The organism is Luteolibacter arcticus (genome assembly GCF_025950235.1).
Classification (GTDB): Bacteria; Verrucomicrobiota; Verrucomicrobiia; order Verrucomicrobiales; family Akkermansiaceae; genus Haloferula; species Haloferula arctica.
On the sequence record NZ_JAPDDT010000001.1, the window covers coordinates 1,085,508 to 1,107,854 of the forward strand.

24 protein-coding genes and 2 tRNA genes are annotated in these 22,347 nt (G+C 62.2%); 12 read left to right on the forward strand and 14 right to left on the reverse strand.

What is annotated here, in order from left to right:
* Positions 1 to 92 precede the first annotated feature (92 nt).
* On the reverse strand, positions 93 to 524 hold the full coding sequence (locus OKA05_RS04470) for a hypothetical protein (RefSeq protein WP_264485904.1): 432 nt from the start codon (positions 522 to 524) through the stop codon (positions 93 to 95).
* A gap of 121 nt (positions 525 to 645) precedes the next feature.
* Between OKA05_RS04470 and OKA05_RS04475 the strand changes: the two genes are divergently transcribed.
* Positions 646 to 736, forward strand: a tRNA-Ser gene (locus OKA05_RS04475).
* A 102-nt stretch (positions 737 to 838) separates the two neighbouring features.
* Here the strand turns inward: OKA05_RS04475 and OKA05_RS04480 are convergent.
* The gene (locus OKA05_RS04480) at positions 839 to 1,369 is read right to left on the reverse strand and encodes a dihydrofolate reductase family protein (RefSeq protein ID WP_264485905.1); all 531 of its coding nucleotides are present in this window, start codon (positions 1,367 to 1,369) and stop codon (positions 839 to 841) included.
* A gap of 131 nt (positions 1,370 to 1,500) precedes the next feature.
* Between OKA05_RS04480 and OKA05_RS04485 the strand changes: the two genes are divergently transcribed.
* A complete protein-coding gene (locus OKA05_RS04485; RefSeq protein ID WP_264485906.1) occupies positions 1,501 to 2,274 on the forward strand; it encodes a hypothetical protein in 774 nt (257 codons plus the stop codon).
* A gap of 40 nt (positions 2,275 to 2,314) precedes the next feature.
* Here OKA05_RS04485 and OKA05_RS04490 read toward each other — a convergent pair whose 3' ends face one another.
* A complete protein-coding gene (locus tag OKA05_RS04490) occupies positions 2,315 to 3,256 on the reverse strand; it encodes a calcium/sodium antiporter (RefSeq protein WP_264485907.1) in 942 nt (313 codons plus the stop codon).
* 167 nt (positions 3,257 to 3,423) lie between these two features.
* Between OKA05_RS04490 and OKA05_RS04495 the strand changes: the two genes are divergently transcribed.
* From OKA05_RS04495 to OKA05_RS04505, 3 genes are read left to right on the forward strand one after another with little or no spacing between them, the layout of a single operon-like run.
* Entirely contained in the window at positions 3,424 to 3,810 is a 387-nt protein-coding gene (locus OKA05_RS04495) for a hypothetical protein (protein WP_264485908.1), read from the forward strand.
* On the forward strand, positions 3,807 to 4,067 hold the full coding sequence (locus OKA05_RS04500; RefSeq protein ID WP_264485909.1) for a DUF5985 family protein: 261 nt from the start codon (positions 3,807 to 3,809) through the stop codon (positions 4,065 to 4,067). The genes OKA05_RS04495 and OKA05_RS04500 overlap by 4 nt, the downstream gene beginning before the upstream one ends.
* A 32-nt stretch (positions 4,068 to 4,099) precedes the next feature.
* Positions 4,100 to 4,357 carry a DUF5985 family protein gene (locus tag OKA05_RS04505; protein WP_264485910.1) on the forward strand — a complete coding sequence of 86 codons (258 nt, stop codon included), beginning with the start codon at positions 4,100 to 4,102 and terminating at the stop codon, positions 4,355 to 4,357.
* Between the two features lie 43 nt (positions 4,358 to 4,400).
* On the opposite strand, the gene OKA05_RS04510 is transcribed toward OKA05_RS04505, so the two are convergent.
* The 3 genes from OKA05_RS04510 to OKA05_RS04520 all read right to left on the reverse strand — a co-directional run bounded on the left by OKA05_RS04510 (position 4,401) and on the right by OKA05_RS04520 (position 9,923).
* Complete coding sequence (locus OKA05_RS04510; RefSeq protein ID WP_264485911.1) at positions 4,401 to 7,049, reverse strand: tetratricopeptide repeat protein; 2,649 nt, start codon at positions 7,047 to 7,049, stop codon at positions 4,401 to 4,403.
* A gap of 174 nt (positions 7,050 to 7,223) precedes the next feature.
* Positions 7,224 to 7,931 (reverse strand): NAD-dependent deacylase, encoded by a 708-nt coding sequence (locus tag OKA05_RS04515; RefSeq protein ID WP_264485912.1) that lies wholly within the window; start codon positions 7,929 to 7,931, stop codon positions 7,224 to 7,226.
* 36 nt (positions 7,932 to 7,967) lie between these two features.
* Positions 7,968 to 9,923, reverse strand: a complete 1,956-nt coding sequence (locus OKA05_RS04520; protein WP_264485913.1) for a TIM barrel protein — start codon at positions 9,921 to 9,923, stop codon at positions 7,968 to 7,970.
* Positions 9,924 to 10,570: 647 nt separating this feature from the next.
* Between OKA05_RS04520 and OKA05_RS04525 the strand changes: the two genes are divergently transcribed.
* The 7 genes from OKA05_RS04525 (at position 10,571) to OKA05_RS04555 (ending at position 16,139) form a co-directional block, all read left to right on the forward strand.
* Positions 10,571 to 11,314, forward strand: a complete 744-nt coding sequence (locus OKA05_RS04525) for a hypothetical protein (protein WP_264485914.1) — start codon at positions 10,571 to 10,573, stop codon at positions 11,312 to 11,314.
* Between the two features lie 17 nt (positions 11,315 to 11,331).
* Complete coding sequence (locus OKA05_RS04530; RefSeq protein ID WP_264485915.1) at positions 11,332 to 11,907, forward strand: hypothetical protein; 576 nt, start codon at positions 11,332 to 11,334, stop codon at positions 11,905 to 11,907.
* A complete protein-coding gene (locus tag OKA05_RS04535; protein WP_264485916.1) occupies positions 11,904 to 12,959 on the forward strand; it encodes a hypothetical protein in 1,056 nt (351 codons plus the stop codon). Before OKA05_RS04530 ends, OKA05_RS04535 begins: the two co-directional genes overlap by 4 nt.
* A gap of 230 nt (positions 12,960 to 13,189) precedes the next feature.
* Positions 13,190 to 13,582, forward strand: coding sequence for a VOC family protein (locus OKA05_RS04540; protein ID WP_264485917.1), 393 nt, complete (start codon positions 13,190 to 13,192; stop codon positions 13,580 to 13,582).
* Positions 13,583 to 13,804: 222 nt separating this feature from the next.
* Positions 13,805 to 14,623 carry a hypothetical protein gene (locus tag OKA05_RS04545; RefSeq protein ID WP_264485918.1) on the forward strand — a complete coding sequence of 273 codons (819 nt, stop codon included), beginning with the start codon at positions 13,805 to 13,807 and terminating at the stop codon, positions 14,621 to 14,623.
* A gap of 173 nt (positions 14,624 to 14,796) precedes the next feature.
* Positions 14,797 to 15,414, forward strand: a complete 618-nt coding sequence (locus OKA05_RS04550; RefSeq protein ID WP_264485919.1) for a hypothetical protein — start codon at positions 14,797 to 14,799, stop codon at positions 15,412 to 15,414.
* A gap of 35 nt (positions 15,415 to 15,449) precedes the next feature.
* On the forward strand, positions 15,450 to 16,139 hold the full coding sequence (locus tag OKA05_RS04555) for a hypothetical protein (RefSeq protein ID WP_264485920.1): 690 nt from the start codon (positions 15,450 to 15,452) through the stop codon (positions 16,137 to 16,139).
* A gap of 155 nt (positions 16,140 to 16,294) precedes the next feature.
* On the opposite strand, the gene OKA05_RS04560 is transcribed toward OKA05_RS04555, so the two are convergent.
* The 8 genes from OKA05_RS04560 to OKA05_RS04595 form a co-directional block, all read right to left on the reverse strand.
* Complete coding sequence (locus OKA05_RS04560; RefSeq protein ID WP_264485921.1) at positions 16,295 to 17,605, reverse strand: sulfatase; 1,311 nt, start codon at positions 17,603 to 17,605, stop codon at positions 16,295 to 16,297.
* Positions 17,606 to 17,611: 6 nt separating this feature from the next.
* Positions 17,612 to 19,096 carry a sulfatase family protein gene (locus OKA05_RS04565; RefSeq protein ID WP_264485922.1) on the reverse strand — a complete coding sequence of 495 codons (1,485 nt, stop codon included), beginning with the start codon at positions 19,094 to 19,096 and terminating at the stop codon, positions 17,612 to 17,614.
* Positions 19,097 to 19,437: 341 nt separating this feature from the next.
* Positions 19,438 to 19,512: transfer RNA gene (locus OKA05_RS04570), tRNA-Val, on the reverse strand.
* Between the two features lie 85 nt (positions 19,513 to 19,597).
* A complete protein-coding gene (locus OKA05_RS04575) occupies positions 19,598 to 19,732 on the reverse strand; it encodes a hypothetical protein (RefSeq protein WP_264485923.1) in 135 nt (44 codons plus the stop codon).
* Between the two features lie 124 nt (positions 19,733 to 19,856).
* Positions 19,857 to 20,477: a hypothetical protein gene (locus OKA05_RS04580; RefSeq protein WP_264485924.1), complete on the reverse strand. Its 621-nt coding sequence runs from the start codon at positions 20,475 to 20,477 to the stop codon at positions 19,857 to 19,859.
* 106 nt (positions 20,478 to 20,583) lie between these two features.
* Complete coding sequence (locus OKA05_RS04585; protein ID WP_264485925.1) at positions 20,584 to 20,718, reverse strand: DUF4177 domain-containing protein; 135 nt, start codon at positions 20,716 to 20,718, stop codon at positions 20,584 to 20,586.
* A complete protein-coding gene (locus OKA05_RS04590) occupies positions 20,715 to 21,284 on the reverse strand; it encodes a sugar O-acetyltransferase (protein WP_264485926.1) in 570 nt (189 codons plus the stop codon). Before OKA05_RS04590 ends, OKA05_RS04585 begins: the two co-directional genes overlap by 4 nt.
* Positions 21,285 to 21,333: 49 nt before the next feature.
* Positions 21,334 to 22,344 (reverse strand): glycosyltransferase, encoded by a 1,011-nt coding sequence (locus OKA05_RS04595; protein ID WP_264485927.1) that lies wholly within the window; start codon positions 22,342 to 22,344, stop codon positions 21,334 to 21,336.
* Positions 22,345 to 22,347: the final 3 nt, after the last annotated feature.

A 22,347-nucleotide genomic window follows, 5' to 3' on the forward strand; every position in this document is an offset into this window, starting at 1 on the left:
AGAGGAACCTAACAAGGATGCCGGACTGTAAGCAAGACCAAATTTCAAATTTATCGCCTAACACCCTCGATTTAGGCCGATCGTTTTGAAATTCATGGCTTTGGCGGGAATTCACCGGCAGTCGTTTTTGTTTCAAGCTCTGGCGCAGACGGACTGGAACTAGGGGTTTCTACGGAGCCCCCGGTCGCGTTCTCTTCCTTAATTGGTCGATAATATACCGAGTCCCCAACTTTCGCCACCCCTGAACGAATATCCGCCGCAGAAAATTGCCCGAGCTTCTCCCCGGTCGCCACCAGGTTGGCAGTCCGGCCCTCGGTGCCGATCCCGGAGAGCAATCCGCCGTCCGGAACTTTCCACGGTCCATAGGCCTCGATCAGGACGAAACCGCTGCCCTCCTGCACCGAGGCGATGCGACCGACCAGGCTCGGCTTGGTCTCCGACATCGCCGGTTCTTCCTCGTCATCCTTGAAGAGGGAGCACGACGAGAACCCGACGGTGGCCAGCAGCAAGAGGAGCAGTCTCATGGAAGAGATAGCGCCACGAGTCCCCTGCCCGTTCAAGCCTTGCCAAGATGCCGGAGATTTCTGCTTCGGGATGGTTGACGACCTCCGGCGGCTGTGTTCAACCTCCGCGCGACGCAAGTCTGGATCGGTGGCTGAGTGGTCGAAAGCACACCTTTGCTAAAGGTGCGTACCTCACAAGGGTACCGAGGGTTCGAATCCCTCCCGGTCCGCCACCTTCTTTACTACGCTGGGTAGTCCTCCAGCCGCTGCGGTTCGCGACCCAAAAAAGGCCATTCCCGCGACCATCTGCGCTTTCCACCCCGCGAGTCGCGAGATCAAGCAGGCACGTAGGTCAAACGGATCACGTCCTCGTCCATCCGGTCATGCGCCACGAGGCGGAGTGGCGGCCGGGGTCCGGCGAAATAGGGCGTGCCGTGACCCAGCACCACGGGATGCAAGTAGATTCGATACTCATCGATCAGGCCGAGTTCGGTGAGGCTCCGCGCCAAGTCCGGGCCTGCAACTTCGATCTCCCCTTCGCGACCGGCCTTCAGCTCGCGGATCGCGCCCTCTAGATCATCCCCCACAAGGCTGGCGTTGGGGCCGACCGACTTCAACGAGCGCGAGACGACCCATTTCTGCTGCTTCCGCCACGCCGCCGCGAACGCTCGTCGATCCGCATCCCATTCAGGATGTTCGTCGTCCCAGTAACGCATGATCTCATACATCCGGCGGCCATACACACTGCCCGCCTGCCCCTCAGCCTCCTTGATGAAGTGGCGGAAGAGCGTGGGGCTCGGCCCAAACTCCATATGATCGACGTAGCCGTCCAAGGACTGGTTCATTCCAAACACGAGCTTAGCCATGGTCACTTCGCAGTTCGTCGTTTCATCCAAAATGGAGGACCTCCCCGGTGGGTCAAGACATCGGTTCCCGGGCCCTTCCGGAACGCGTTTTCTGATTGAATGGGGACGCACAAACGTCGTCTTACTGGAACGTGAAAATCCTCCTCCCCCTCCTGCTGTTGTTTCCGGTGCTGTTGGCCGCCGAGGAAGAGAAACTGGCGGAACTCGTCACCCGGGACGCGAAGCTGTACACCGGCGTGACGATCCGGAAGGTGGAGCCGGATGGCCTTTCCATCCTCCACGACTCGGGGACCGCCAAGATCCCCTTCGAGATGCTATCGAAAGATCTCCAGACAAAGTATGGATATGACAAGGCGACGGCGGCGGAGCATCAGGAGCGCTTGGCCGAAGCCCAACGCCAACGCGACGCCGCCGACCGAGCCGCCAATAAAAAGCAGAAGGATGCCGCTGCCACCCACGCTGCAGCCGAAGCGGACAAGGCGTTCGCGGAAAAGGTTCAGAAGGCAGCGATGATGGTGAGCGTGGAGGCTTTTCAGAACGCCAGGAGCGGGCTGATCGGAGACATTCGCGAAGGCACGCTGACCACCGAGCCCGTGAAGAGCAAAATGGGGAGCACCGTCGGACAGAAACCGGTCTGGGTTTACCGGAATCGCGCGATAGGAGGGATCGTCGCCGGCACGAAGGGAGCCAAAGCGGGGGTCCATGTCGATTCGGACGGTTACGGCGAGACGCTCATTACATGGGAAGGGAAAGCCTGGAGGATCGGAAAGATCGCCTACGTGAATCGCCAAGGCTTGGTCGTAACCACGCCGCTCTACACCGCGTCCGAAAAAGAAGCTGCCACCTTCTACAAGAAGAATGGATTCGGGCCCAAGTCGGACGACGTCACCCGACGCGCCCATTGATCAGAGGACCGGCGCAAAATGGCGGCCGGTGGTCGCCACTTCACTTCGGCCACATGACGACCACGTAGGCGATATAGGAGGCGAAGAGAATGCCCCCCTCGAAGCGATTCACGCGCTGGCCGGTGATCAGAAATGGCACCATGAGGGTTGTCACACCGATCAAGGCGTAGACGTCGAACGCCTGGAGGCCTGAGGTGCTGATTGGAGAGATGACCGCCGCCCCGCCGAGGACAAAGAACAGATTGAACAAAGAAGAGCCGAGGACGTTGCCTAGCGCGATGTCGGATTGGCCACGGCAAGCGGCGACGAGAGAGGTGGCAAGCTCCGGCATGGAAGTGCCGGCTGCGATAATCGTCAGTCCGATCACCGTGTCTGAAAGCCCGAAGGTTTTGGCAACGAACACCGCATTGTCGACCAGCAGGCGGGAAGCGAGCATCAGCACGGCCATCCCTCCCGCGATCTTTACCAGATCTCCCAGCGGACTGCGCTTGAGGCGGATCTCGGGCACATCCACATGCGCTTCGTGCCCAAGCTTCTCATCACGCTTGGCCATGCGCACGGCCCAGATCGTATAGGCTACGGCGAGGGTTAACAGCACCGCGCCTTCAGTGGCGCTGACCACGCCATCGAGAAAGGTCAGCGGCGTTAGAAGGGTGGCGAGCAGCACCACGGGAGCGTCCCACTTCAGCACCTGGAGGTTGGTCTTGATCGGATAGACCATGGCCGAGATCCCCAGGATCACAGCGATGTTGAAAATGTTGGAACCAACGACATTGCCAATCGCGATGTCCGAACGCCCGGCGAACGCGGACTTCAGCGAGACCAGCAACTCCGGCGTCGAGGTGCCATAAGCGACCACCGTGAGGCCGATGACCAGCGGCGTGAGCCCGAGCTTCAAAGCCAGCGAGGAGCCACCGCGGACAAGCAGTTCTGCGCCGAGAAACAGAAATCCGCAGCTGGCGAGAATAAGGAGGATGGCCATCAGCATGGGCGGGCTATCTCACATGGAGCTTTCCGTCTGCCAGTGCTATCGACGGCTCTGATTGGAATGGCTAGCCCATCGGTCCGGGCTTGGCATGAGGCATGATGCCGGTCCCTAGCCTGCTTTTCCCTTGCCGGGCATGCCATGTGCGCCAACCTTGGACATCCATGGCCGTTGACCCACTTCCAACAGAGGTCAAGCAGTTCATCGTGAGTCATCTGGTCTCGGTCGAGGAACTGGAGATCCTCCTGATGCTGGCCAAGGGCGAAAGGCAGGACTGGACCGTGGACCCCATCTATCAGGTCATCCTCAGTTCCCGGTCTTCGGTCGAGAGGGCTTTGGAGAAGTTCACGGCCATTGGAATTCTACAGAAGTCGGCTGATGCCGCACCCCTTTACTGCTTCCAGCCTCAAGGCGGCGACAGTGCCATCAGGGAACTAGCCCGCTGCTATCGCGAAGCCCCCGTGCGCGTGATTGAAGCGATCTATCAGAGGAATCGCGATAGCGTACAAGGCTTCGCCGATGCATTCAAACTCAAGCCTGACGATCCATGATCCCGACGGTCATTTACATTCTTTGCTTCCTGACCTGCGCCGGCTGCGCGGCACTTCTCTGGCGAGGCTTCCGGAGAACCCGTTTCCGCCTGCTCCTCTGGAGTTCCGTGTGCTTCCTGATCTTGGGAATCGCGAATCTACTCCTCTTCGCCGATCTGGTGCTCTACCCGGGTACGAGCCTGCTTATCATACGGAACGCGGTGACCCTCGTAGCGATCTTGGTATTGCTCGTGGGCTTGGTTTTCGAATCCCATTGAACGAAACCCACTGAACCCTCACGCCGCCCACCATGTTGGAATACTTTCTTTCCGGTGCCATTTCCATGGGGTTCTTCGTGGTCGTCCTGTTCTTCCTCCGCTTCTGGAGAACAACGAGCGACCGCCTCTTCCTCTATTTCGCGTCCGCCTTCAGCCTGTTACTTCTGGAGCGAATCGTTCGGGCAGCCTTCGACCTGCGTACGGAATGGATTCCGGCGGTCTATTTGTTCCGCCTGGTTGCCTTCGGCATCATTCTCTACGCGGTGTTCGACAAAAACCGCAGCCGTTAACAACCCGCATCGGGGCCCCTTGGCGAGCACGCCCTCCCATCTCTCACTTCGGCGGGAACGCCCCTTCCACAAACCGCCGGTGCTGGCGGATGAGCTGGAAGTCCACCGCGCCTTCTTCCAGAGAGCGTGTGGAGAACTCCACGGCTTTCTTGCGATCACCGCGGGCGAACTCAACCTCTGCCATGGTGTCGAGATAGGCGGCTTGGCGAGGGTTGCGCTCGAGAGCCTTCTTCAGGAAATCCTCCGCTTCGTCGAGCCGGCGGTTGGCGCGAGACGCCAGCCACGCGGCGGAGTTCCGGCTGTTGTCGCACTCCGGGAATTGGCGGATCCGCGCGGTCACACCGGTCCAGATGCGCTCGAAGATGCTGTCGTGCAGCTTGGTGAGGCCCGCAGCACGCATGGGCGCGAAGAAGTGGTCGGCCATCGCGTTCTCCGCATAGGGCAGCGTGGACAAGCGCTCGATCTCCACCAAAGCCGCTTCGCGGTTCCGATCGAGCCGCGTGAAGGCGAGCGCGAGCCCGGCATCGATCCGCGATTTCAGCGATGTCGACATCGCGAAGGTCGGCGGAATGCGGTAGTTCCCGTTGCCCGCGGCCGCCTGATAGAAGGCCTGCGCCTCGGTATAGGCTGCCACCCCTCGCCAGTCGCCCACCGATTGCGCCTGGTCGATCAAGCGGCTGAGCAAGTCCTGAAAGTAAGCCGCTCCACGGGTACACTCCGCACCGGAACGGTTCCACCAGCGGCCCGCCCGCTCGAAGTCGCCCGCGAGAGCGAATTCATCGCCGCAGCCGAACTGAACCTGCACCTCGCCCAGCGCCAACATCTCCGCCCGCTTCTCCTGGCGATCCGCAGCTTCCACATCCCCGGCGCGGCGCAGGCAAATCGCCGCTTGGAGCCGGTCCAAGGCCTCGGCTGGCGCCAGCTCGACCACCTTGAGCCAGGTGGCCGCGGCGTCCTTCCACTTTCCGAGGGACGCCTGGGCCTTCCCCTTCTGGCGGAGAATGAAGATATTGTCGCCCGCTTCCAAGGCCTCGATCCAGCGCAGGGTGTTCTCCTTGTCCTGCATGATGTCGCCCATCGCCGCCATCAGCTCGACCATCGGTCGCCGGGCACCGGGTTCTTCCTTGTCGATCGCCTTCCACGCCAGCTCGAGGAACCGGTCGCGGTCGCCGTTGACGTCGGGCAATAATCCGAAGATCCGGCACAGCCACTCCAGGCGCTCCGGCCGGTCGAGCTTGGGATCCAGCGTCGCCGTCAAGTTCCACAGACGGTCGGGGTCCTCCATGAAGTCGAACAGGTTGGCCACCGCCAGGCCCCAGCGGACTTCATCGTCGCCGGCAAATTGGGCCACCGACTTCAGGACCGGCCGGACAGTCGAAATATTCACCCGCGGGAAGGGACCGCGGAACAGCCGGTTGAGGGTGCCGATGTAGATTTCCTGGTCCGCCCGGCTCAGCTCGAGCAGCGGTTCCAGGAATACCTCATCGAGCTCCTTGATCAGGCCGCGGTGCTCCAGGAAATAGCCGAGCACCGCGAGTTCGCCGACTTCCGTGCCCTCGCTGTCGTCATCGGGGATGGTCCGGAAGCGCTTGGCCGCCCACCCCTTGTAGTCCGGCTTCGCGGGGTCGAGCCCGAGCGCCTTGAGCCCATCCTCGACCCGTTCGGTCGCCTCAAAGTAATAGAATGCGGCACAGGGATCCAGTTCCACCAGCCGCTTCTCCGCGTCTTGAAGATCCCCGGTCAAAAACAGCAGCCGCAGTTCCTTCGCCTGATCCTCCTCGTCGCCACCGCGAGTCTGGCGGCGCAGCGAACGGGTCAGCTCCGCCGGGATCGGCTTGCCCTCCCACGTGCGGATCGCGAACTCCCGGTAGCTCTGCAGGCCCGCGGCCGGAACGACCTGCGGCGAGGGACCGGCGACATTGAGCCACGGCAAGGGATCACCCGACATGAGCTGGAGCCGGGCCGAAGCCTGCTCGAGGCCGGCTTTCTCCGCCTCAGCCGCTGCCTCGGGCAGGCGGCCGGCACAGGCGAGCAAGGCATAGCGCCAGAGGCTGCCATCCTTGCCGTCCAGGTGCTCCGCCTTTTTCAGCTCCTCCTCCAAGGTGCCGTTGGCCCGGTGCAGCGCCGCCTTGGCCATCAACTCGGGAGACTCGGGGCGGGCCATGTCGAGGAAGGCAAAGGCCCCGGCGATGTCCGGCGGCTCGCTGGCGAGGCAATCGCGGGCGGCATCCACGGCCACGCCGCGCACCGCCTCCTCCAGCATCGACAGCGTTTCCTCGTTCTTTTCCAGAGCGTAGAGTTTCAGGATCTGGCGAAATGCGCGCTCGCGCTTCAGCACGGCAATGACCGCGCGCTTCTCCTCCACGCCGCCACGGTCGTAGCGCAGGACCTCCGCCACGATCTTGGGCGAGCTGTCCGGCAGGATGCCGAGTTCGATCTTGCGGACGAGTTCCCGCGCCCGCACCGCGGCTTCGGGATCATTCCCTTCCAGCGCCTTGCGCAGTTCGGGCAGCGCTTTGTCGCCGAGCGCCCACAGCTCGCGGGTCGCTTTTTCACGCACTGCGTAGGATTCGTCGGAAAGCGCCACCACCGCCTCCGGGAGTGCCGTGGGTTCCTTCGGGGTCACCGGAGCGGCCAGCGAGGCGGCAGCCAGTGCGATGCTCCAGTATGTCGTCGCCTCTCTCAGGTTCATCGGGCTCACAGCGTCCGTTCTTTGGACGGGAAATCAACTCAGATCCTCGGACACAACTATCAGACAAAAGACCGAAAGCCAAAGATCATGCGAAGCAAGATGCCGGACCGACGCGGCTCGAGGTAGGACCGCAGTCGCGAACAGGGATGGAGGTAGGCGGCCGGCAAAGTGCACTTACCGCCGCTCCTTGACCGCAGAAATCACTTCTTCCACCCACGCCGGCACCAACTCCCCCGCAGGCCCGCGGCGGCTCTCGTGAAATACCCCGCTCGCGGCGCTTTCCTCCAGATTCAGCTCCAGCGTCGGCACCCCGCATTCCCGCGCCCACGAAACAAAGGACGCGGCCGGATACACCCGGCCCGAGGTCCCGATCGCCACGAACCGGTCGGCCGACGAAATCGCCGCCGCGATCTCATCCAGTCCGAAGGGAATTTCGCCGAACCACACGACGTGCGGTCGCAGGCAATCGATCCCGCCACAGGCCGTGCAGATCGAGGCCCGGCTCAGGTCCTCCCGGCACGGCATCACCGCGCCACACCGGTTGCACCTCGCCTTCAAAAGCTCGCCGTGCATGTGCAGCACCTCTTGCGAACCCGCGCGCTCGTGCAGGTCATCGATGTTTTGCGTGACCAAGGTCAGTTCCACCCCGCGAGCCCGGCCGAGCTTTGCCAAGGCCCGGTGCGCGGCATTCGGCTCCACCTCCAGCACCTTCCTCCGCCGGCCATTGTAGAAGGTGTGCACGAGCTGCGGATCGCGCGCGAAACCCCGCGGCGATGCCACCTCCTCCACCCGGTGCCCCTCCCACAGGCCATCGCTGCCACGGAATGTCGGCACGCCCGATTCCGCGGAAACCCCTGCGCCAGTAAGCACCACCACCTTCATCGGCCGGAGAGAAGCGATTCGATGCGCCTAAGGCAACTACCGGGCCGGCTTCTCCGCCGTTACCGGGATCTCCCCTCGCAGCATCTTCCCGATCTCCCCGGTCAGCCACAGGTAGTGGTCCGGCTTCAAGCCCGGCTCGACGAGGAAGCGACTGGCGCCGACCGGGGGATTGCCGGTCGTTTTGAAGATCGCCGTGCCCTCGTCCATCTCATCGAACATCGCCACATAAATCGCCCGCCCCCCGGCCCGACGAGCCGCGATCGCCTGGCTCCACAGGAAACCGCCGCCGAGCCGCGGAATCGCATCGAACCTCGCCTCGCGCCCCCGGCTCCTCTCCAGATTCTGCCAACTGAAACCTGGGAAAATCACCGGCAGGTAGCCCAGCCCCCGCTCCCGGCACCATGCGAGGTCCGGCTCTAACAGCGGCTTCTGCCGTGCCGCAGCGTCCTGCGGCGTGCCGAAGCGCCCCACCGTCCACGGGCTGATGATGTCGGCCAGCGCGCACAGCTCGTGCAGCTTCGCATCGCCGATCGAATCTCGCTCCAGCGTGCGCCAGTAGCATGGCACCCCGAGCATCACCGCCATCCCCTCCCCTTTGAAAAAGCGGATCAGCAATTCCCATTCCTTCAGCGACGCCGGACGATCATTGAACCCCAGACCCCACAGCGTCACCAGCGGCTTGTGGCGGTACTTCAAGTAAGCCGCGTCCCCGCCTGCCTTCAGCCGCTGCCAATCCTCGATCACCCGCGAGAAGTCCTCCGCCTTCAGCCCGGAGAGATCATACATCAGCGCCCACTCGCGGCCCTCGGCCTTCGCCGAATCGCGGACGTGGGAAAGCACCTGATCCATCGGATCGCGGAACCTGGGATCGCGGGTATTTGTCGCGAAGCGCTGGAGGAAGGCCCCATCGATCCCATGCTCGCGCATCCAGCGGAAATGCCGCCGCGTCGTGTCCGGATGCATCGAACTGAAGACCTCCGCCACCGAGCCATCGGCATGGCGGAAGGCGGTCGCATGCCGTTCGCCGGGGGCAAGCTCGCTCATGTCCGGCCACATCTCGATGTGCGAGTAGCCGGGCTCGAACTTCCCGTTCACCGCGTAGTGATGCCAGCCGTTGTTAGAGCCATCGTCGCCGCAGCGGAACCACCCTTGGTATCCGCACAGCACCTTGCCATCTAACAAGCCGTTCATTTCCCGCCACGCAGCCATCGAGCGTCGCAGGTTCTCCCGCTTGTCGCCCGGCACGCCATAGGCCTGCAAGCCCACCGGCCCGTGCCATTTCGCCTCCTCTTGCAAGCGGCGGACGAATTTCGCCGTGTCGTACGTCCCCTGCCCGAGCGGCCGGATCAGGCGATCCCAACCCATCGCCTGGGTGTCTCCGCCGTCCGCACCGTTGACGGTCACGAATTGCAGGCGGGCGGATTCCCGCGCGATCGCCGGAATCGGATCGACATCCCCTTCCACCTTCAGCCAGTGGCAGAGATTGAAGGTGATGCCCACGCCCTTGCGATCCAGCGCGGTGGCCACGCGGGCCGCATCGGAAAAGCGCTCCAGCCAGAAGTCCGTGTGCGGATAGAGCGACAGCCCCACCCCCGCCGGTTCAGCGTGGCCGGCGATCTCGCGCAGCCCCGCGACTGCTGCGCCATCGCCGCCGGTGACCTTGCGAATGGCAATCCACAGCGTCGCATCGCGGCCTTTCAAATCGGCAATCAGCTTCTGCAACTCCGGCGTGAGCGCGGGCGTCCCGGCGGCGAAGTCGAGCGTGAGATACACGTTCCACAAACGCAGGCCTCGGTTCCCGAGTTCGTCTCTCAGCGGACTCACCTCCTGACCGCTGCCGCCAAGGCCATCGTAGCCCAAGGTGTCCAGCGCTTCCGCCACCGCGGCCGGCTCGCCGGAGATGCCGGTGTCCATCGCGAAAAACGAATTCCCCCGCAAGCCGGGTAGGCATAGGCACAAGAAAACGCAGGCGATCAATCGGGCTGGCAGCATGGCAGTGTGGGACTACATGTAGGATCCGCAAGATTCCTCCGCGAGCCCGTCATGCGCAAGATCGCGGGAAGTGGGTCTAACCCAACGACAAACGAACGTTTTCCAGCGATCGTCCCCTCACTGGAGAGTCTTCGGAGTTAGCGGTAAATTGACATTGGACATTACGGTCCGCTAAGAATCTCATGAAAATCGGCTTGTTTAGTTTGTCTGATTGTTCATTCTGCTTCGCGACTCCCCAAGTCGTATTGCGCTTTTCCAAAAAAACGCACATGAAGTATCACATTTCCCTCCCCGAAAATTGCTCGGGCCACCCGTTCGCGGATGGCCAAAGCGGCTTGGTGGAGTGGAGTCGCGGTACGGGTTGGCACACGCCACGAGGCGCTGCCGGCTTCCTCGAATCCGATATACGCCACTGACGACACAATCGTCTCCTTACATCGACTGATTCGGTCCGGAGAGCGGGATATCGCTCGGCTCCCCGGAAACTAGGCGAGGGACTCTGTCCCGAGCGGACGCTAGTCGTGTCCATCTGATGGACCTTCTGCGCCCGGAACTCTCGCCGAGTGCCCTCCCCATGGCTTGTCCCACGGCCATGGATCCCAGGAGAGCCGGAAAAGTTACACTCCACCTGTCACCCTAAACCAGCCATGAAAACTAGCCGATTGGCTGCCCTTGCGGCAGCCTTCCTTGCTTGCTGCGCACCCGCGGCAAACGCCCAATCCACCGAACCCTCGATTCCGACGGGCTCGCTGACCGCATTCCCGCTCATCGTCCAACCGGGAACCAAGCCGAAGCTGACTTGGACCATTACCTACCCTTCGATCGTCCAAGACTACACGGACATTGAAGGAGGAAACACCGTCAATCCCACCGAGGACCTCTACGTGGACATCCGCATCCTTGGTGCGGGCGTCACCGTCGGCAATTCGAGCGGTAGCGGCTACACCTTCGTCCCAACCCGCGCGGAGTTCAGCTACGACGGCGGCAGCTACAGCGAGATCTTCTACGGCACGAACACCCAGGTCCAGCCGAGCAAGATCGTCAAAACCCAGAAGGTACTGAAGGGCAAGCGGCTCCGTTTCGGCGGAAAGTACAAGTATAACAATGCTTGGGGTCCCTACTTCAATTCACAGAGTAATACCCTCAACGTCCGCACGCTGGTCAATGGTGACACCCCTCCCTCGAACGTCCCGCAGTACAACGCCCCGTCGCTGGAAAGCTTCCTTCGCCCCTACCTCGACAGCTCCGGCCGCGTGAAGATCGGTCCCATGGACGTGATCGTGTTCATGGAGCTCACCCACTACGATTCCCAGCGCACCGACCCCGGCTACGACCTTCAGGACATGGTGCTGCTCTGCACCTTCCGCACCGTGACAACCCCAGCGCCATGAGCACCATGAGATCTCCAATGATCATTTTGGGCGCGGTTGCCGGGATCCTGATTCCGCTCGCTTCCGCACAAGAGCCCGCACGCAAGCCGATGCGCGACGTGGTCACCCACGACGATATCGTGGAAGCCGCGCGCCAGGCCAAGGATCAGGCCCCGCTACCGGTGTTCAAGCCGCTCGAAGGCGAGGATCCCTCGGTCGTCAACCGCCCGAAGGACCTGCTCTCCCGCTCGGATATTTTCAGCTACCTCGGCCAGGCGACGCTCGTTCCAAAGAAGGCGGTGTTGCACTTTCCCAAGGAACTCGAGAGCCGCGGCGGCCTGAAGGAACAATCGAAGTTCATCCCGTGGATCGACTTCTATGCGGCGAACCGCTCGTGGATCCGCACCGTCGCCGTCTCCCGTGCGCAAGCGGAAGGCCGGGAACCGATGGACGAGGATACCGTGAAGTCCTTCGCCAAGGAAAAGCGCCTCGTGGTGGCCACCTATCAGGAGGGGCCCATCTCGGTGAATCGCTACGAAGATCCCGCCACCAAAACCGCTGCGGTGCCCGGCAAGGCACCGGCAGTCCCAACCTCCACCGCCGCCAAGCCATGAAACAGCTCCCATCCATCATCGCCGCTGCCATGGGGCTGCTGTCATCCCCACTGCTGGCCGCGACGACCGGCTCGACCTTCACGAACTTCATCCGCCAGGTCCAGATCCAGGCCGGCGTCCCTGAGGCCAATTGGGTCGAGTGGGACCTGCAAAACATCGCCGCCACCGGGGAGAGCCTTTCTCCGCTGGCGATCAATCCGGGCGGTGCCCGCTTCGAACTGTGGACCGTGAAAGGCACCACTCCGCCGGTCAACTACCTGCTCGATAGCCGCTACGTCGGCACCTACGTGCCGATCGCCCAGGTGGCCATCACCTCGCAAGACCCCTACACCTCCATCCCCCGGACCCGGGCTGACCACCCCTTCGTCGTTGCCGTGACCGTCTCCGGCCTTTTGGCCGGTGCTGGCGATCCGGTCGCCTCGAAGAGCGTCAACCTGCTCCAGCACATGCAGTCCTATGGCACCACCGGGACCGGTATAGGCATCGACCGTACCCAGGCGACGTTGCTTGGCACGCAATCCCTGGTTCAGAATGGCACCACCACCCTGACCTTCCCGACCAACTCGATCCCTGGCGCGAATCGTGCAAAGGTCCGTGGTGAGCAGCGCTACTCGGTCTTCTCGGTGGCGGACTACCAAGCACCTTCGTCACAATTGGCGTCCCAGTTCGTCCAGATCTGGCCAGTAGCCAATGGCTCGATCTCAGGGATCACCAACAACCAGTTGATCCGCTTCCAGATGCCTGCCGTGACCTTCAGTGTCACGGACGTCTATCCCGGTTCCAGCGTCATTACCCAGGCATACAAAGGCGCCCCGGCCCTCAACACCGTCGGCACCGTGATCGCCGGGGGCGGCAAGAACTACCACTCCCAAACGATCCCCGTGAACCACCTCGAATCCGTGTCCAACTTCGGTAACGTCTTCGACGCCGACGGCCAGTGGACGATCGAATTGCTGACAGACACCCCGTTCGGATTGGAGCGCCTGGACTATGTGACCTTCACCTTGGACCGGACCATCCAGATGAATGGCTCCGTCAACACGATCGACTGACTTCTCAAGGCAGCCGCTGAGCTCAGGCGGCCCGGCCTTTCCACCCTCCCCGGCAATCACCTTGCCGCGGAGGGTTTCGCGTTTGGGATTCGCTCGGCCACAGAAAACTCTTTCTTTCCAAACGCTTGGCGTGATCCGTCCGCAGTCTTGATCTGCCTTGAATATTCATGGATTCATCCTAGCAAGTTTGGACCAACGAATCGTTCGTTAGACCCGAACTCCCCTCCACCATGGAAAAAGTCACAGGCATAGGCGGCTTCTTCTTCAGAGGCAAAGACCCTGAAGCACTGAACGACTGGTATGAACAGCATCTGGGTGTCCGGAAGGTGGGCGTCGAGTATGAGGACGGCTCGTGGTGGCAGGACGAAGGGCCGACCGCGTTCGCTTCCGAACCGAAGGAAGCCCAAGGGACCGGTGCCTCGGAATATGCCTGGCGCCTCAATTTCCGCGTCGGGAATCTCGATGCCATGGTCGCCCAGCTCAGATCGGCGGGCATCACGGTGATGGTCGAAGATACGGTTTACCCGAATGGCCGCTTCGCCCACTTGCACGACCCGGAGGGAAATCCCATCGAGCTGTGGGAACCCGCCGGCACCGACGCAAACCGGCCGCCGGATCAATAGAAACGCCGCGCTCAAGAAAACCCGAATATTCGGAAGCGACCTAATAATGTCGCGTACCCTCAAGCAGGCGATTTCCCCCGGTGGCAGGAAAGAGGCCTCCATGTAATCTCCGCCTCTCCCGCCCCCCGGACTGGTGTGGCAGGCGCGGATGCCCCCCGTTCGCGCCTGCCACTCTTACCTCCCGCCGGCCGGTCGCCGTCCTTGATTCCACCTTGAAAGCGCGTGGCTTCCATCCTTACCTCGGGTGAATCAGCCACGCCTCAGCCCAAGATGCATAGCGACCAAGCGCCGTATAGCGAACTACTCGAGCAGCTTGATGACTGCAACGAAGACGGCGAGTTGGAGCCGGTGATTGGAGAATGGCTGCGGACCCATCCCGGCGAGTCCGCGTGGATCGCAGGGTTGAAACGCGTTGATGAAAGCAGCGGCATTCCCGAAATGTCAGTCGAGGATCGGTGGCGTCTGTACGCCCTGTCCCGCGTGTCCGACGCGTTGATCGAGCGGATCGGGAAAGACCGCGGCCGTAAGCATCACTACACCGCCTTCATGCAGAGCCTCGGCCTGTGCGAGATCGACGCCAGGGACTTCCATCCCTTTTATCACGAGGTGGTCGAAGTCACTCCATCTGCGACCGTCGATGCCCCGATCACTATTTCAACAATCGCTTGGCCCGGCTTCATGTGTGGGCCTTTGATGATTGCCCGAGCCGGAGTCTCGGTCACTGGCGGCACCATGCATACAAGGAAGGACATCGCCGAGGCCTCCACGCTGTACTGGTGCTATCGCCGGGCGGGACGGGCGGTCGAAGATCTTTCGCTCGGATGGGGCGGCAACTCGCAATGGCGCACCGCGTTTCGGCGGGACTATCGCATCGGAGGGCACTACTTCTACAATGTTGATGGCGAAAATGACCCGGTCAGCTCCCTCTTGGACGAATCTGCACTAGCGGAGCTGCTCCGTCATCGCTGCTTCATTTTGCGAGACTCGCAGCACGTGGATCTCTACCCATACCAGCTTCGTCACCATGAACCGGTGGCCTGACATCCGCTGCCGCGGAGCCGACCCTTGGTAGCCCTCCCCACCAAAACAGCCTACCCGATGAAGTTCCCACCCATCGGCCTTCCCATCGGCCCCCCGGCCTTCCTGCACCGCCCGGGTAAGCGGAAGGTTGCCGGATCGGCCAATCCGTGAAAGCCTTCAGGCCATTCCCTGTTATGCAGAAACGATCCGTCACTTATTGCGTCGCGGCCGGCCTCATGGCTGCCGCTGGCATTGCCATCTGGTATCCCAAGGCAGGCCGTTCAAGCGACAGCCATGCCCCCCCGGGGACGGCAACCAGCGGCCATCCCGGCGGCAAGGGTGCAAATGGCGCCGGCTCGAAGGATCAGGACGAGCGCAATCTCCCCGCTACGCCCGCCGCCGATGATCTCCCATTCGAAACAGACGAAGCCGGGATCGTGGACACTGCCGCCTACGATACGGATGGGGACGGCTACCCCGAAATTCAAACATTTGTTAGAATTTACGGTCAACTCAAGACGGTGGCGGGCAAATGCGACATGCTGGAAAACGCCCGGATCCTTGAGCCCCCCGACGACCCGCGGATCAATGCGCTTTTGATTGAAGAAGCGGCGCATTCGGACTCCCCGGAAATCCGGGAAGCCGCTCGCGATGGCCTTCTCGAATACGGCGGACCAGTGGCCCACAAGGGACTTCAGGATTATTTGCTAACACAAACTAACATCCTTGACCCAAGCAAACTCAATGAAACGCTTGACAAACTCGCCCATCCCACGTTGAAGATGTTGCGGCATAGGATGAAAACCAAATAAGGGATCTCCTACGTCACCAAAAACGAAAGCAAACCATGAAACTTGCGCAAATCATCGGAGTCGCCTCTGTTGCCGTCATCTCGTCCGCGTATGCGGGTGAGCCCGCCCCCAACGCCTTCTACAAGGTCAAGATCACCGCCCAAGCCACGATCCAGACGGCCCTCGACGAAACGTCGAGCGCCCAGATCGATACCAACGACGTGATCGAGGCCCTGTTGGATGAGCTCGGCACCCCGACTTCCAGTCCACAACACTTCGACATCATCGCCACCTACGAGGGCGAGGATGACCAGGTCATGGAGGTGGCCACTTACTACTTGGCCCGCACCCGCGGCCCGGCCGATGAGCGCTACAAGGTGCTTATTCCAACGGGGTTCTTTGACACTGAGGGAGGCAGCGCCGTGTTCAAGCGGGTCTTCACCGCCAACAACTCGACCCTTAAGGTGAACATCACGGATTCGTTCTCCCTATTGGAGATCAATACCTCCATGCTTTCATTGGACTCCCAAGGCTTGGCCAAAGCCCAAGTGACCGTGAAAGACACTGGAGAGGGCGGCGATCCCTTCCTCAGCCTGGTGAAAAACAATTTCTCCGGGAACCACGTGGTCGGTATTGATGACGTCGGAGAAGGCGTCGGCTCGATCAACGCCAACATCGGCGGCGCGATCAAGAAGTCGGTTTTCGACTCTCTGCCAGACCTCACCCCCATCCCCGTCCCCATCTAAGTAGGAACAGGGACACGTGGGGACGCCGAAGGGCTCCCATTACACCTTCAAGGGCAGCCCGGGCTTCGGCCCGGGCTGCTTTTTTCGTGAGCGCCTCTCCCTCGATCAGCGAACGGAAGGATGCGTTGGCAGCGCAACAGGATCCTCGACGCTTCTCACCATAGCGGCTCGATCAACCCGGACTCCCAGGCATCGAGCTTTTCTTCCAGCGCCTTCACCTTGTCCGGATTTCCGGCGGCGAGATTGTTGGCTTCCGAAATGTCTTCCTTCAGGTTGTAGAGTTCGGGTCCCGTCGCCGACTTGCCGCGCAGCTTGATGAGTTTCCAGTCGCCTTCGCGGATCGCGATCGGCCCCTTGCCACCGCTGGTGCGCCAGTAGAGCGCCCGTTCGGGGAGCTTGATAGAGGGATCCTTCAGCAGCGGCATCAGACTCGTGCCATCGAGCTTCCACTCCGGCTCCGCCTTGTTACCCGAGGCCTCGACGAAGGTCGGAAACCAATCGAGCGAGATCACCGGGCTGTCGTTCCTGGTGCCGGACGGAATCACACCGGGCCAGCGCATCGCCATCGGTACGCGGATCCCGCCTTCCACGACCTCGCCCTTGTGTCCCCGCAGCGGGGTATTCACCGCGCCGGTCTGAGTCTGGCCGCCGTTGTCGTTGGAAAAGACGACCAACGTGTTCTTCGCCAGTCCTTCCTCCTCCAGGCAGTCGAGGATCTTGCCGCAATTTTCATCGAGCGACTTCACCAGCTCGGCGTACTTCGTACGCCGCTCGTCGCCGATCTTCCCGATCGCCTTGAGATCCTCCGGCTTCGGTTGCAGCGGGCCGTGCGGCGTAGTGAAGGCGACGAAGAGGAAAAACGGCTTCTCCTTGTTCGAGCGGATAAAGTCGCAGGCACCGTCACCGATGCGGTCGGTGGTGTAGCCGCCTTCCGGCGTGACCTTGTCGTTGAGCAGGAAGCTGCGGTGACCGTTCTCCTTCTTCATCGGGAAGTACGAACGCGAGCCCTGCAGCATTCCGAAGAAATGATCGAAGCCGCGTTGGTTCGGATGGTAGCCAGTTGGATAGCCGAGGTGCCACTTGCCAATCAGTCCCGTGGTGTAGCCCAGCGGCCGCAACCGGTCGCCGATCAACTTCTCGGAAAGCGGCAGGCCGCCCTTCAGGTAGCCGGGAGGGATATTCTTGTCGTGGCCGAAGCGCTGCTGGTAGCGGCCGGTCATTGCTCCAGCGCGCGATGGAGAGCAGACGGCACCCGAGACGTAGGCATTGGTGAAGACAATGCCTTCCTTCGCCAGCGCGGTGAGCCGTGGCGTGAGCTTGGCCAGTGCAGGGTCGGCCTTTTCCTGAATGCCGAAATCGGCATAGCCGGCATCATCCGAGAACAGCACCACGATGTTCGGTGATCCAGCGGAGGCAGCGGAAACGGTCAGCAGCGCGAGGGCGAGGAGGCGAGCGATGGGAGACATGAGGATCTAGTCGAGTCGGGGAGCAGAGTGACCTTGATCGCGGATCTTTTTCAGGAGCCCCTGAAGCTTCTTCACGGTATCGGGCTGATCCGCGGCGAGGTTCTTGCGCTGGCCGGGATCAGCCTTCAGGTCGTAGAGTTCGACCGGCAAGTCGTCATCCGCCGGGGTGTCGTGCTTGTCCATCCACGCCTTCGGCACCGGGCGGACATTGCCGGTCTTGGTATCGATCAGTAGCCAATGGCCCGAGCGCATGGCGTAAACTTTCGCGTTCGTATTGTGGACGATGGCCGTCCGCGGTCCTTCGGCGGCGGCACCCTTGAGAAACGGCAGGAAGTCGTGCGAATCCTCCGCGCAAGTACGAGGAAGATCGTAGTTCACCAGCGCTGCGAAGGTGGCCATGAGATCGACCTGCGAAAGCAGGGCATCGGAAACACTGCCCGGCTTGGTGAGGCCCGGCCACTTGATCACGAAGGGGACGTGATGCCCGCCTTCGTAAAGGTCGCGCTTGATCCCGCGGAAGGGCGCGGATGACCAATGATCGAATTTCTGGTCGCGGGCATGAGCGAAGATCTCCGCACCATTGTCGGCGGAGAAAACGACGATGGTATTCTCCGCGAGCCCGGTCTCGCGCAGCGCGGCGAGGATCTGGCCGCAGGCGTCGTCGGTCTGGACCACGAAGTCACCGAAGGGCCCGGCCTTGGATTTGCCGTCAAACTCGCCATTCGGAATGATCGGCGCGTGTGGCGAAGGAAAAGGCACGTAGAGGAAGAACGGCTGCTCCTTGCCCTTGCGCGAGCGGACATATTCGACCGACTTGCGGGTCAGCGTTGGCAGTACCTGATAGAAATCCCAGTCCGAACGCGCAGGCCCGGGCCGGCACTCCCAACCGCCTTCCTTCGGTTGGCCCGGCACCTTTTCCAAGGTTGTGTCCGGGGGGAGGACCAGCTTCTCATCCTCGATCCACGCGTAGGGCGGGAAGTTGATCACGTTGTCGCCGAAGTAGTGGTCGAAGCCGTGATCGAGCGGGCCGCCGCTGAAAGGCTTGGTCCATTCGAAATCCGTGTGGCGGATCGACTTGGGCGGCGAGCCCGGTTTGCGAATGCCATCCCAATCGAAGCCCAGATGCCACTTGCCGATGCACGCGGTGGCGTAGCCTTTCTCGCGAAGCATGGCGGGCAAGGTGAGCTGGTCCTTCTTGAAGACACTGCCGTCGAAGGCCCCCGCGATCTGATGGAAATCCCGCCAGTGGTGACGGCCGGTGAGCATCGCATAGCGCGATGGAGTGCAGATGCCGGACGACGAGTGGGCATCGGTGAAGCGCATTCCTTCCTTCGCGAGCTGATCCAGGTGCGGCGTCGGAATCTTGGACGCCGGGTTGTTCACGCCGAGGTCGCCATAGCCCATGTCATCGGCATACAGGATGACGATGTTTGGCTTTTCCAGCGCTAGCAGAGCCGCGGGCAAAATGGCGAAAAGGCTGATCCACTTCATCGCGCCAAAATACGGAGCCATACCGGCGCTTCATCATCAAATCCACGCCGGGCGGTTTCCATGTTCCGAATTCTGGGTAACGTTCAGGCAGCGACTAGATCGCGGGCTCTGCATCGCACTTGCCGCCGGAAGCCCCTGCTCTGGCAATGGGCGGGCTCCAAGCTCCCTCCAATTCGAACGCGAATCGCTTCGCCTCGCCCGCCCCAAATTGCGCCGCAACCCTCCATGCCCTTGGCGGCATGCCGGCGAACTGGATTTTCTCAATGCGGGGACTGCCCCGGGGACTGACCACACCCTCCTTACCACCAACAAAAAACCGGAGACTTCTCTCCGGTTGAAAATGGTGCGCGCTGCAGGGTTCGAACCTGCGACCCCATCCGTGTGAAGGATGTGCTCTACCACTGAGCTAAGCGCGCTTTGAATTGCGTTGCCGTGCGGCGGGGCCGAGGTTTTGGGGAAATCCACCGGGCTTGGCAAGCATTTCTCGACGGTGCTGAAAGCTCAGCGGTCGAGGGCCGCCACGACCTGCTCCGGCGCGGTATTGGCCGAAGTCAGGCCATCGGAAAGGCCGAGCGCGATACTGGTCCATGAGGCGAGCCAGACGATCGTCAGCAGGATAATAGCGGCGGTTTTCATGGCGGTAGAGGTTGGGGGCTTTCACCGGTTGCTTGGGCGCTCCCGGCAGTTCTCTGACGCGCGACCTTTCCCGACTTGCAGAGAAAGTCCGCCCGCTCCTCCCCGCCTCACATGGAGCAGGAACTCACTCCTTCTCCACGCCGGTGCCCGCCTGCCGGGCATCGCGCAGCACGGTCTCGCCGTTCTTTAGGGAGAGCTTGCCGCGGATGGTCGCCATGCTGTCCCGGCGGATGTTCAGCAGCGACTCGCGCTCCCCGGCCGCGAATTCGCAGCGCAGCGATTCGACTCCGGTCTGGGTGCGAATGCCGTCCTTCGCCAGCGTCACGTAGGGCAGGTAGAAGCTGCCGATGATGCGATCCCCTTCCTGCCGGAGATCGCCGGCGCGGAGATTCCAGCTCACATCGGCCCCTTCGGCTTTCTCGCGAAAGGTATCCTGCACCAGCGTGGTCGCCTCGGTGTCGGATCGCCACGCGAGGAACATCTCCCGGGTCAAGGGCTGGCCAGCTTGATAGCTGGAGTAGTCCGGAAGCTCGCCCTCGGTGAGCTTTACCGGCTCCACCGCCGCGGCCTCAGCCATCGCCTTGGAGGCCTCCGCGCGATGCTTCTCAAATTGGGCCGACATGGCCTCCTTGCCGAAAACGGCGCCTCGATAGATGAGCGTGGCCACCAGCGCCAAGCCGCCCACCAGCACGACGATTCCGACGACCGCCGCCACCACGCATCCCGAGGATTTCTTCTCCGACATGGCAGCATCGTATCTCACCGATCCGGCGTGGCGGCCATTCCAATTCATCCCCTCGCTTCCAACGAGGGGCCGGGCCCGGCATGCCTCACGCTACACCGCGACAACCTCACACGTCGCGCTCGAAGATCACGAAGTGAGCCTCACGAGCGAAGATCCCGAGCACCTTCTTCGTTTCATGGACCGATTTGACGAACTTCCAGCCTTGGGCCGCGTGTTCGTTGAGGAAGGCCTCAAGCTTCAACTCTCCGGGGCATCCAGTTGCCGGATGATCCGGGCGGGAACCCCGGCCACCACGACATTCGCCGGCACATCCTTCGTCACGACCGCTCCGGCGGCGACCACCACGTTGTCGCCGATGGTGACTCCTGGATTGATGACCGCATGGCCGCCGATCCAGACGTTGTCGCCGATGGTGATGGGCATGGCATACTCGAGGCCGCTGATACGCGTGGCGGCATCGAGCGGGTGGGTGGCGGTGAAAATCGAGACCCGCGGCGCGATCATGCAGTTGTCGCCGATGCGGACCTCGCAGCAATCCAGCACGATCAGGTCGAAGTTCGCATAGAAGTTCCGGCCGACGTGGAAGTTATAGCCGTAGTCGCAGCGGAAGGGCGGCTCGATGAAGGCATTCGGCCCGCAGGTGCCGAGCAATTCGCGGAGGATCCCCTCCCGCTCCGCCATCTCCTCCTCGGTGGTCGCGTTGAAGCGGCGGCACAGCCGCTTGGCATGCTGACGTTCGCCGAAGAGTTCCTCACCAAATGCCTGATAGAGTTCGCCGGCGATCATCTTTTCCTTCTCGGTGGCCATGGCGGCGAATCTAACACGCACCTACGGACCCACCAGTCGATTGGCTCCATCAGCAGATGCACCAGAAGTCCCGGCCTTCCCCATAACCGGCATCGGCCGCGAGTTGCCGGATCTCTTCCCTCACGCCAGCGAGGCCCACGGCGGAGAGCAGCACGGCATCGCGCCAGCGGTGACCGAAGTCTCCGAGGCCGGCGACCTCCGCGCCATGGATGGTTTCGCCGAGGCGGCGCGGATGCACATCGAAAAATCCATGGACGGTGATGCCGAGCGCGAGGAGCCCGCGGGCCAGCGACTTGCCGATCGGGCCAGCTCCCGCGATGACGACTCCTTGCTCGCGGACGGCGGGGAGGGCGGACAGGAAATGGGCGCGCATTTGCTGGCGGGCCTTTTCGTGGTAGCGGCCATCGCTGCGGGTCAGGCGGTCGGCCGAGTCACGCCACGCCAGCAGGCGCTCGGTGACTTTCGCGAAGCGTGCCCCGTGCTGGAGCATCCGCAGCCAGAGATCGTGGTCCTCCGCCCACGGGACTTCGCGGTAGCCGCCTACGGCATCGAATGCGCGGCGGCGCATCAGCACGGTCGGGTGAATCACCGGATTCTCGATGAAACGGGCGTTGGCAATCGCCTCGTGGGTTTCCAGCGAATTGGCCCAGGCGACGTAGCGGGTCATCCCTTCGCCGAGCGGGTCGATCAGGTCCACATCGGTCGCGACCACGTCGACCTCCCCCGCCCCCGCCCCTGCCCTTTCCCACTGGCGGGCGAGGCGCTCGGGGTGGCAACAGTCATCGGCATCCATGCGCGCCAGCCAGTCGGCGGCTGCACCCTTCGCGGCGGTCTGGAGCGCGCCGACAATCCCGGGCGGCCCGGCATTCACCATCAATCGAACCCGGGAATCCCGCCGGGCGAAGCCAGCGACGATTCCAGCGGACCCATCGTCCGAGCGATCGTCCACGGTAAGCAGTTCCCAATCCCCGAAGGTCTGGGCCAGCAGGCTTTCCAGCGCCTCCGCGAGGGTGGCGGCGGCATTGTGGAATGGCAGCAGGATGGAAATCGCCGGCGCCATCAC

Coding starts and splice junctions, on each gene's coding strand:
- OKA05_RS04560 (WP_264485921.1), bottom strand. CDS start 17,605: ATGTCTCCCATCGCTCGCCTCCTCGCCCTCGCGCTGCTGACCGTTTCC.
- OKA05_RS04505 (WP_264485910.1), top strand. CDS start 4,100: ATGTTGGAATACTTTCTTTCCGGTGCCATTTCCATGGGGTTCTTCGTG.
- OKA05_RS04540 (WP_264485917.1), top strand. CDS start 13,190: ATGGAAAAAGTCACAGGCATAGGCGGCTTCTTCTTCAGAGGCAAAGAC.
- OKA05_RS04525 (WP_264485914.1), top strand. CDS start 10,571: ATGAAAACTAGCCGATTGGCTGCCCTTGCGGCAGCCTTCCTTGCTTGC.
- OKA05_RS04530 (WP_264485915.1), top strand. CDS start 11,332: ATGATCATTTTGGGCGCGGTTGCCGGGATCCTGATTCCGCTCGCTTCC.
- OKA05_RS04535 (WP_264485916.1), top strand. CDS start 11,904: ATGAAACAGCTCCCATCCATCATCGCCGCTGCCATGGGGCTGCTGTCA.
- OKA05_RS04500 (WP_264485909.1), top strand. CDS start 3,807: ATGATCCCGACGGTCATTTACATTCTTTGCTTCCTGACCTGCGCCGGC.
- OKA05_RS04470 (WP_264485904.1), bottom strand. CDS start 524: ATGAGACTGCTCCTCTTGCTGCTGGCCACCGTCGGGTTCTCGTCGTGC.
- OKA05_RS04550 (WP_264485919.1), top strand. CDS start 14,797: ATGCAGAAACGATCCGTCACTTATTGCGTCGCGGCCGGCCTCATGGCT.
- OKA05_RS04595 (WP_264485927.1), bottom strand. CDS start 22,344: ATGGCGCCGGCGATTTCCATCCTGCTGCCATTCCACAATGCCGCCGCC.
- OKA05_RS04575 (WP_264485923.1), bottom strand. CDS start 19,732: ATGAAAACCGCCGCTATTATCCTGCTGACGATCGTCTGGCTCGCCTCA.
- OKA05_RS04510 (WP_264485911.1), bottom strand. CDS start 7,049: ATGAACCTGAGAGAGGCGACGACATACTGGAGCATCGCACTGGCTGCC.
- OKA05_RS04490 (WP_264485907.1), bottom strand. CDS start 3,256: ATGGCCATCCTCCTTATTCTCGCCAGCTGCGGATTTCTGTTTCTCGGC.
- OKA05_RS04495 (WP_264485908.1), top strand. CDS start 3,424: ATGGCCGTTGACCCACTTCCAACAGAGGTCAAGCAGTTCATCGTGAGT.
- OKA05_RS04565 (WP_264485922.1), bottom strand. CDS start 19,096: ATGAAGTGGATCAGCCTTTTCGCCATTTTGCCCGCGGCTCTGCTAGCG.
- OKA05_RS04520 (WP_264485913.1), bottom strand. CDS start 9,923: ATGCTGCCAGCCCGATTGATCGCCTGCGTTTTCTTGTGCCTATGCCTA.
- OKA05_RS04515 (WP_264485912.1), bottom strand. CDS start 7,931: ATGAAGGTGGTGGTGCTTACTGGCGCAGGGGTTTCCGCGGAATCGGGC.
- OKA05_RS04480 (WP_264485905.1), bottom strand. CDS start 1,369: ATGGCTAAGCTCGTGTTTGGAATGAACCAGTCCTTGGACGGCTACGTC.
- OKA05_RS04590 (WP_264485926.1), bottom strand. CDS start 21,284: ATGGCCACCGAGAAGGAAAAGATGATCGCCGGCGAACTCTATCAGGCA.
- OKA05_RS04555 (WP_264485920.1), top strand. CDS start 15,450: ATGAAACTTGCGCAAATCATCGGAGTCGCCTCTGTTGCCGTCATCTCG.
- OKA05_RS04580 (WP_264485924.1), bottom strand. CDS start 20,477: ATGTCGGAGAAGAAATCCTCGGGATGCGTGGTGGCGGCGGTCGTCGGA.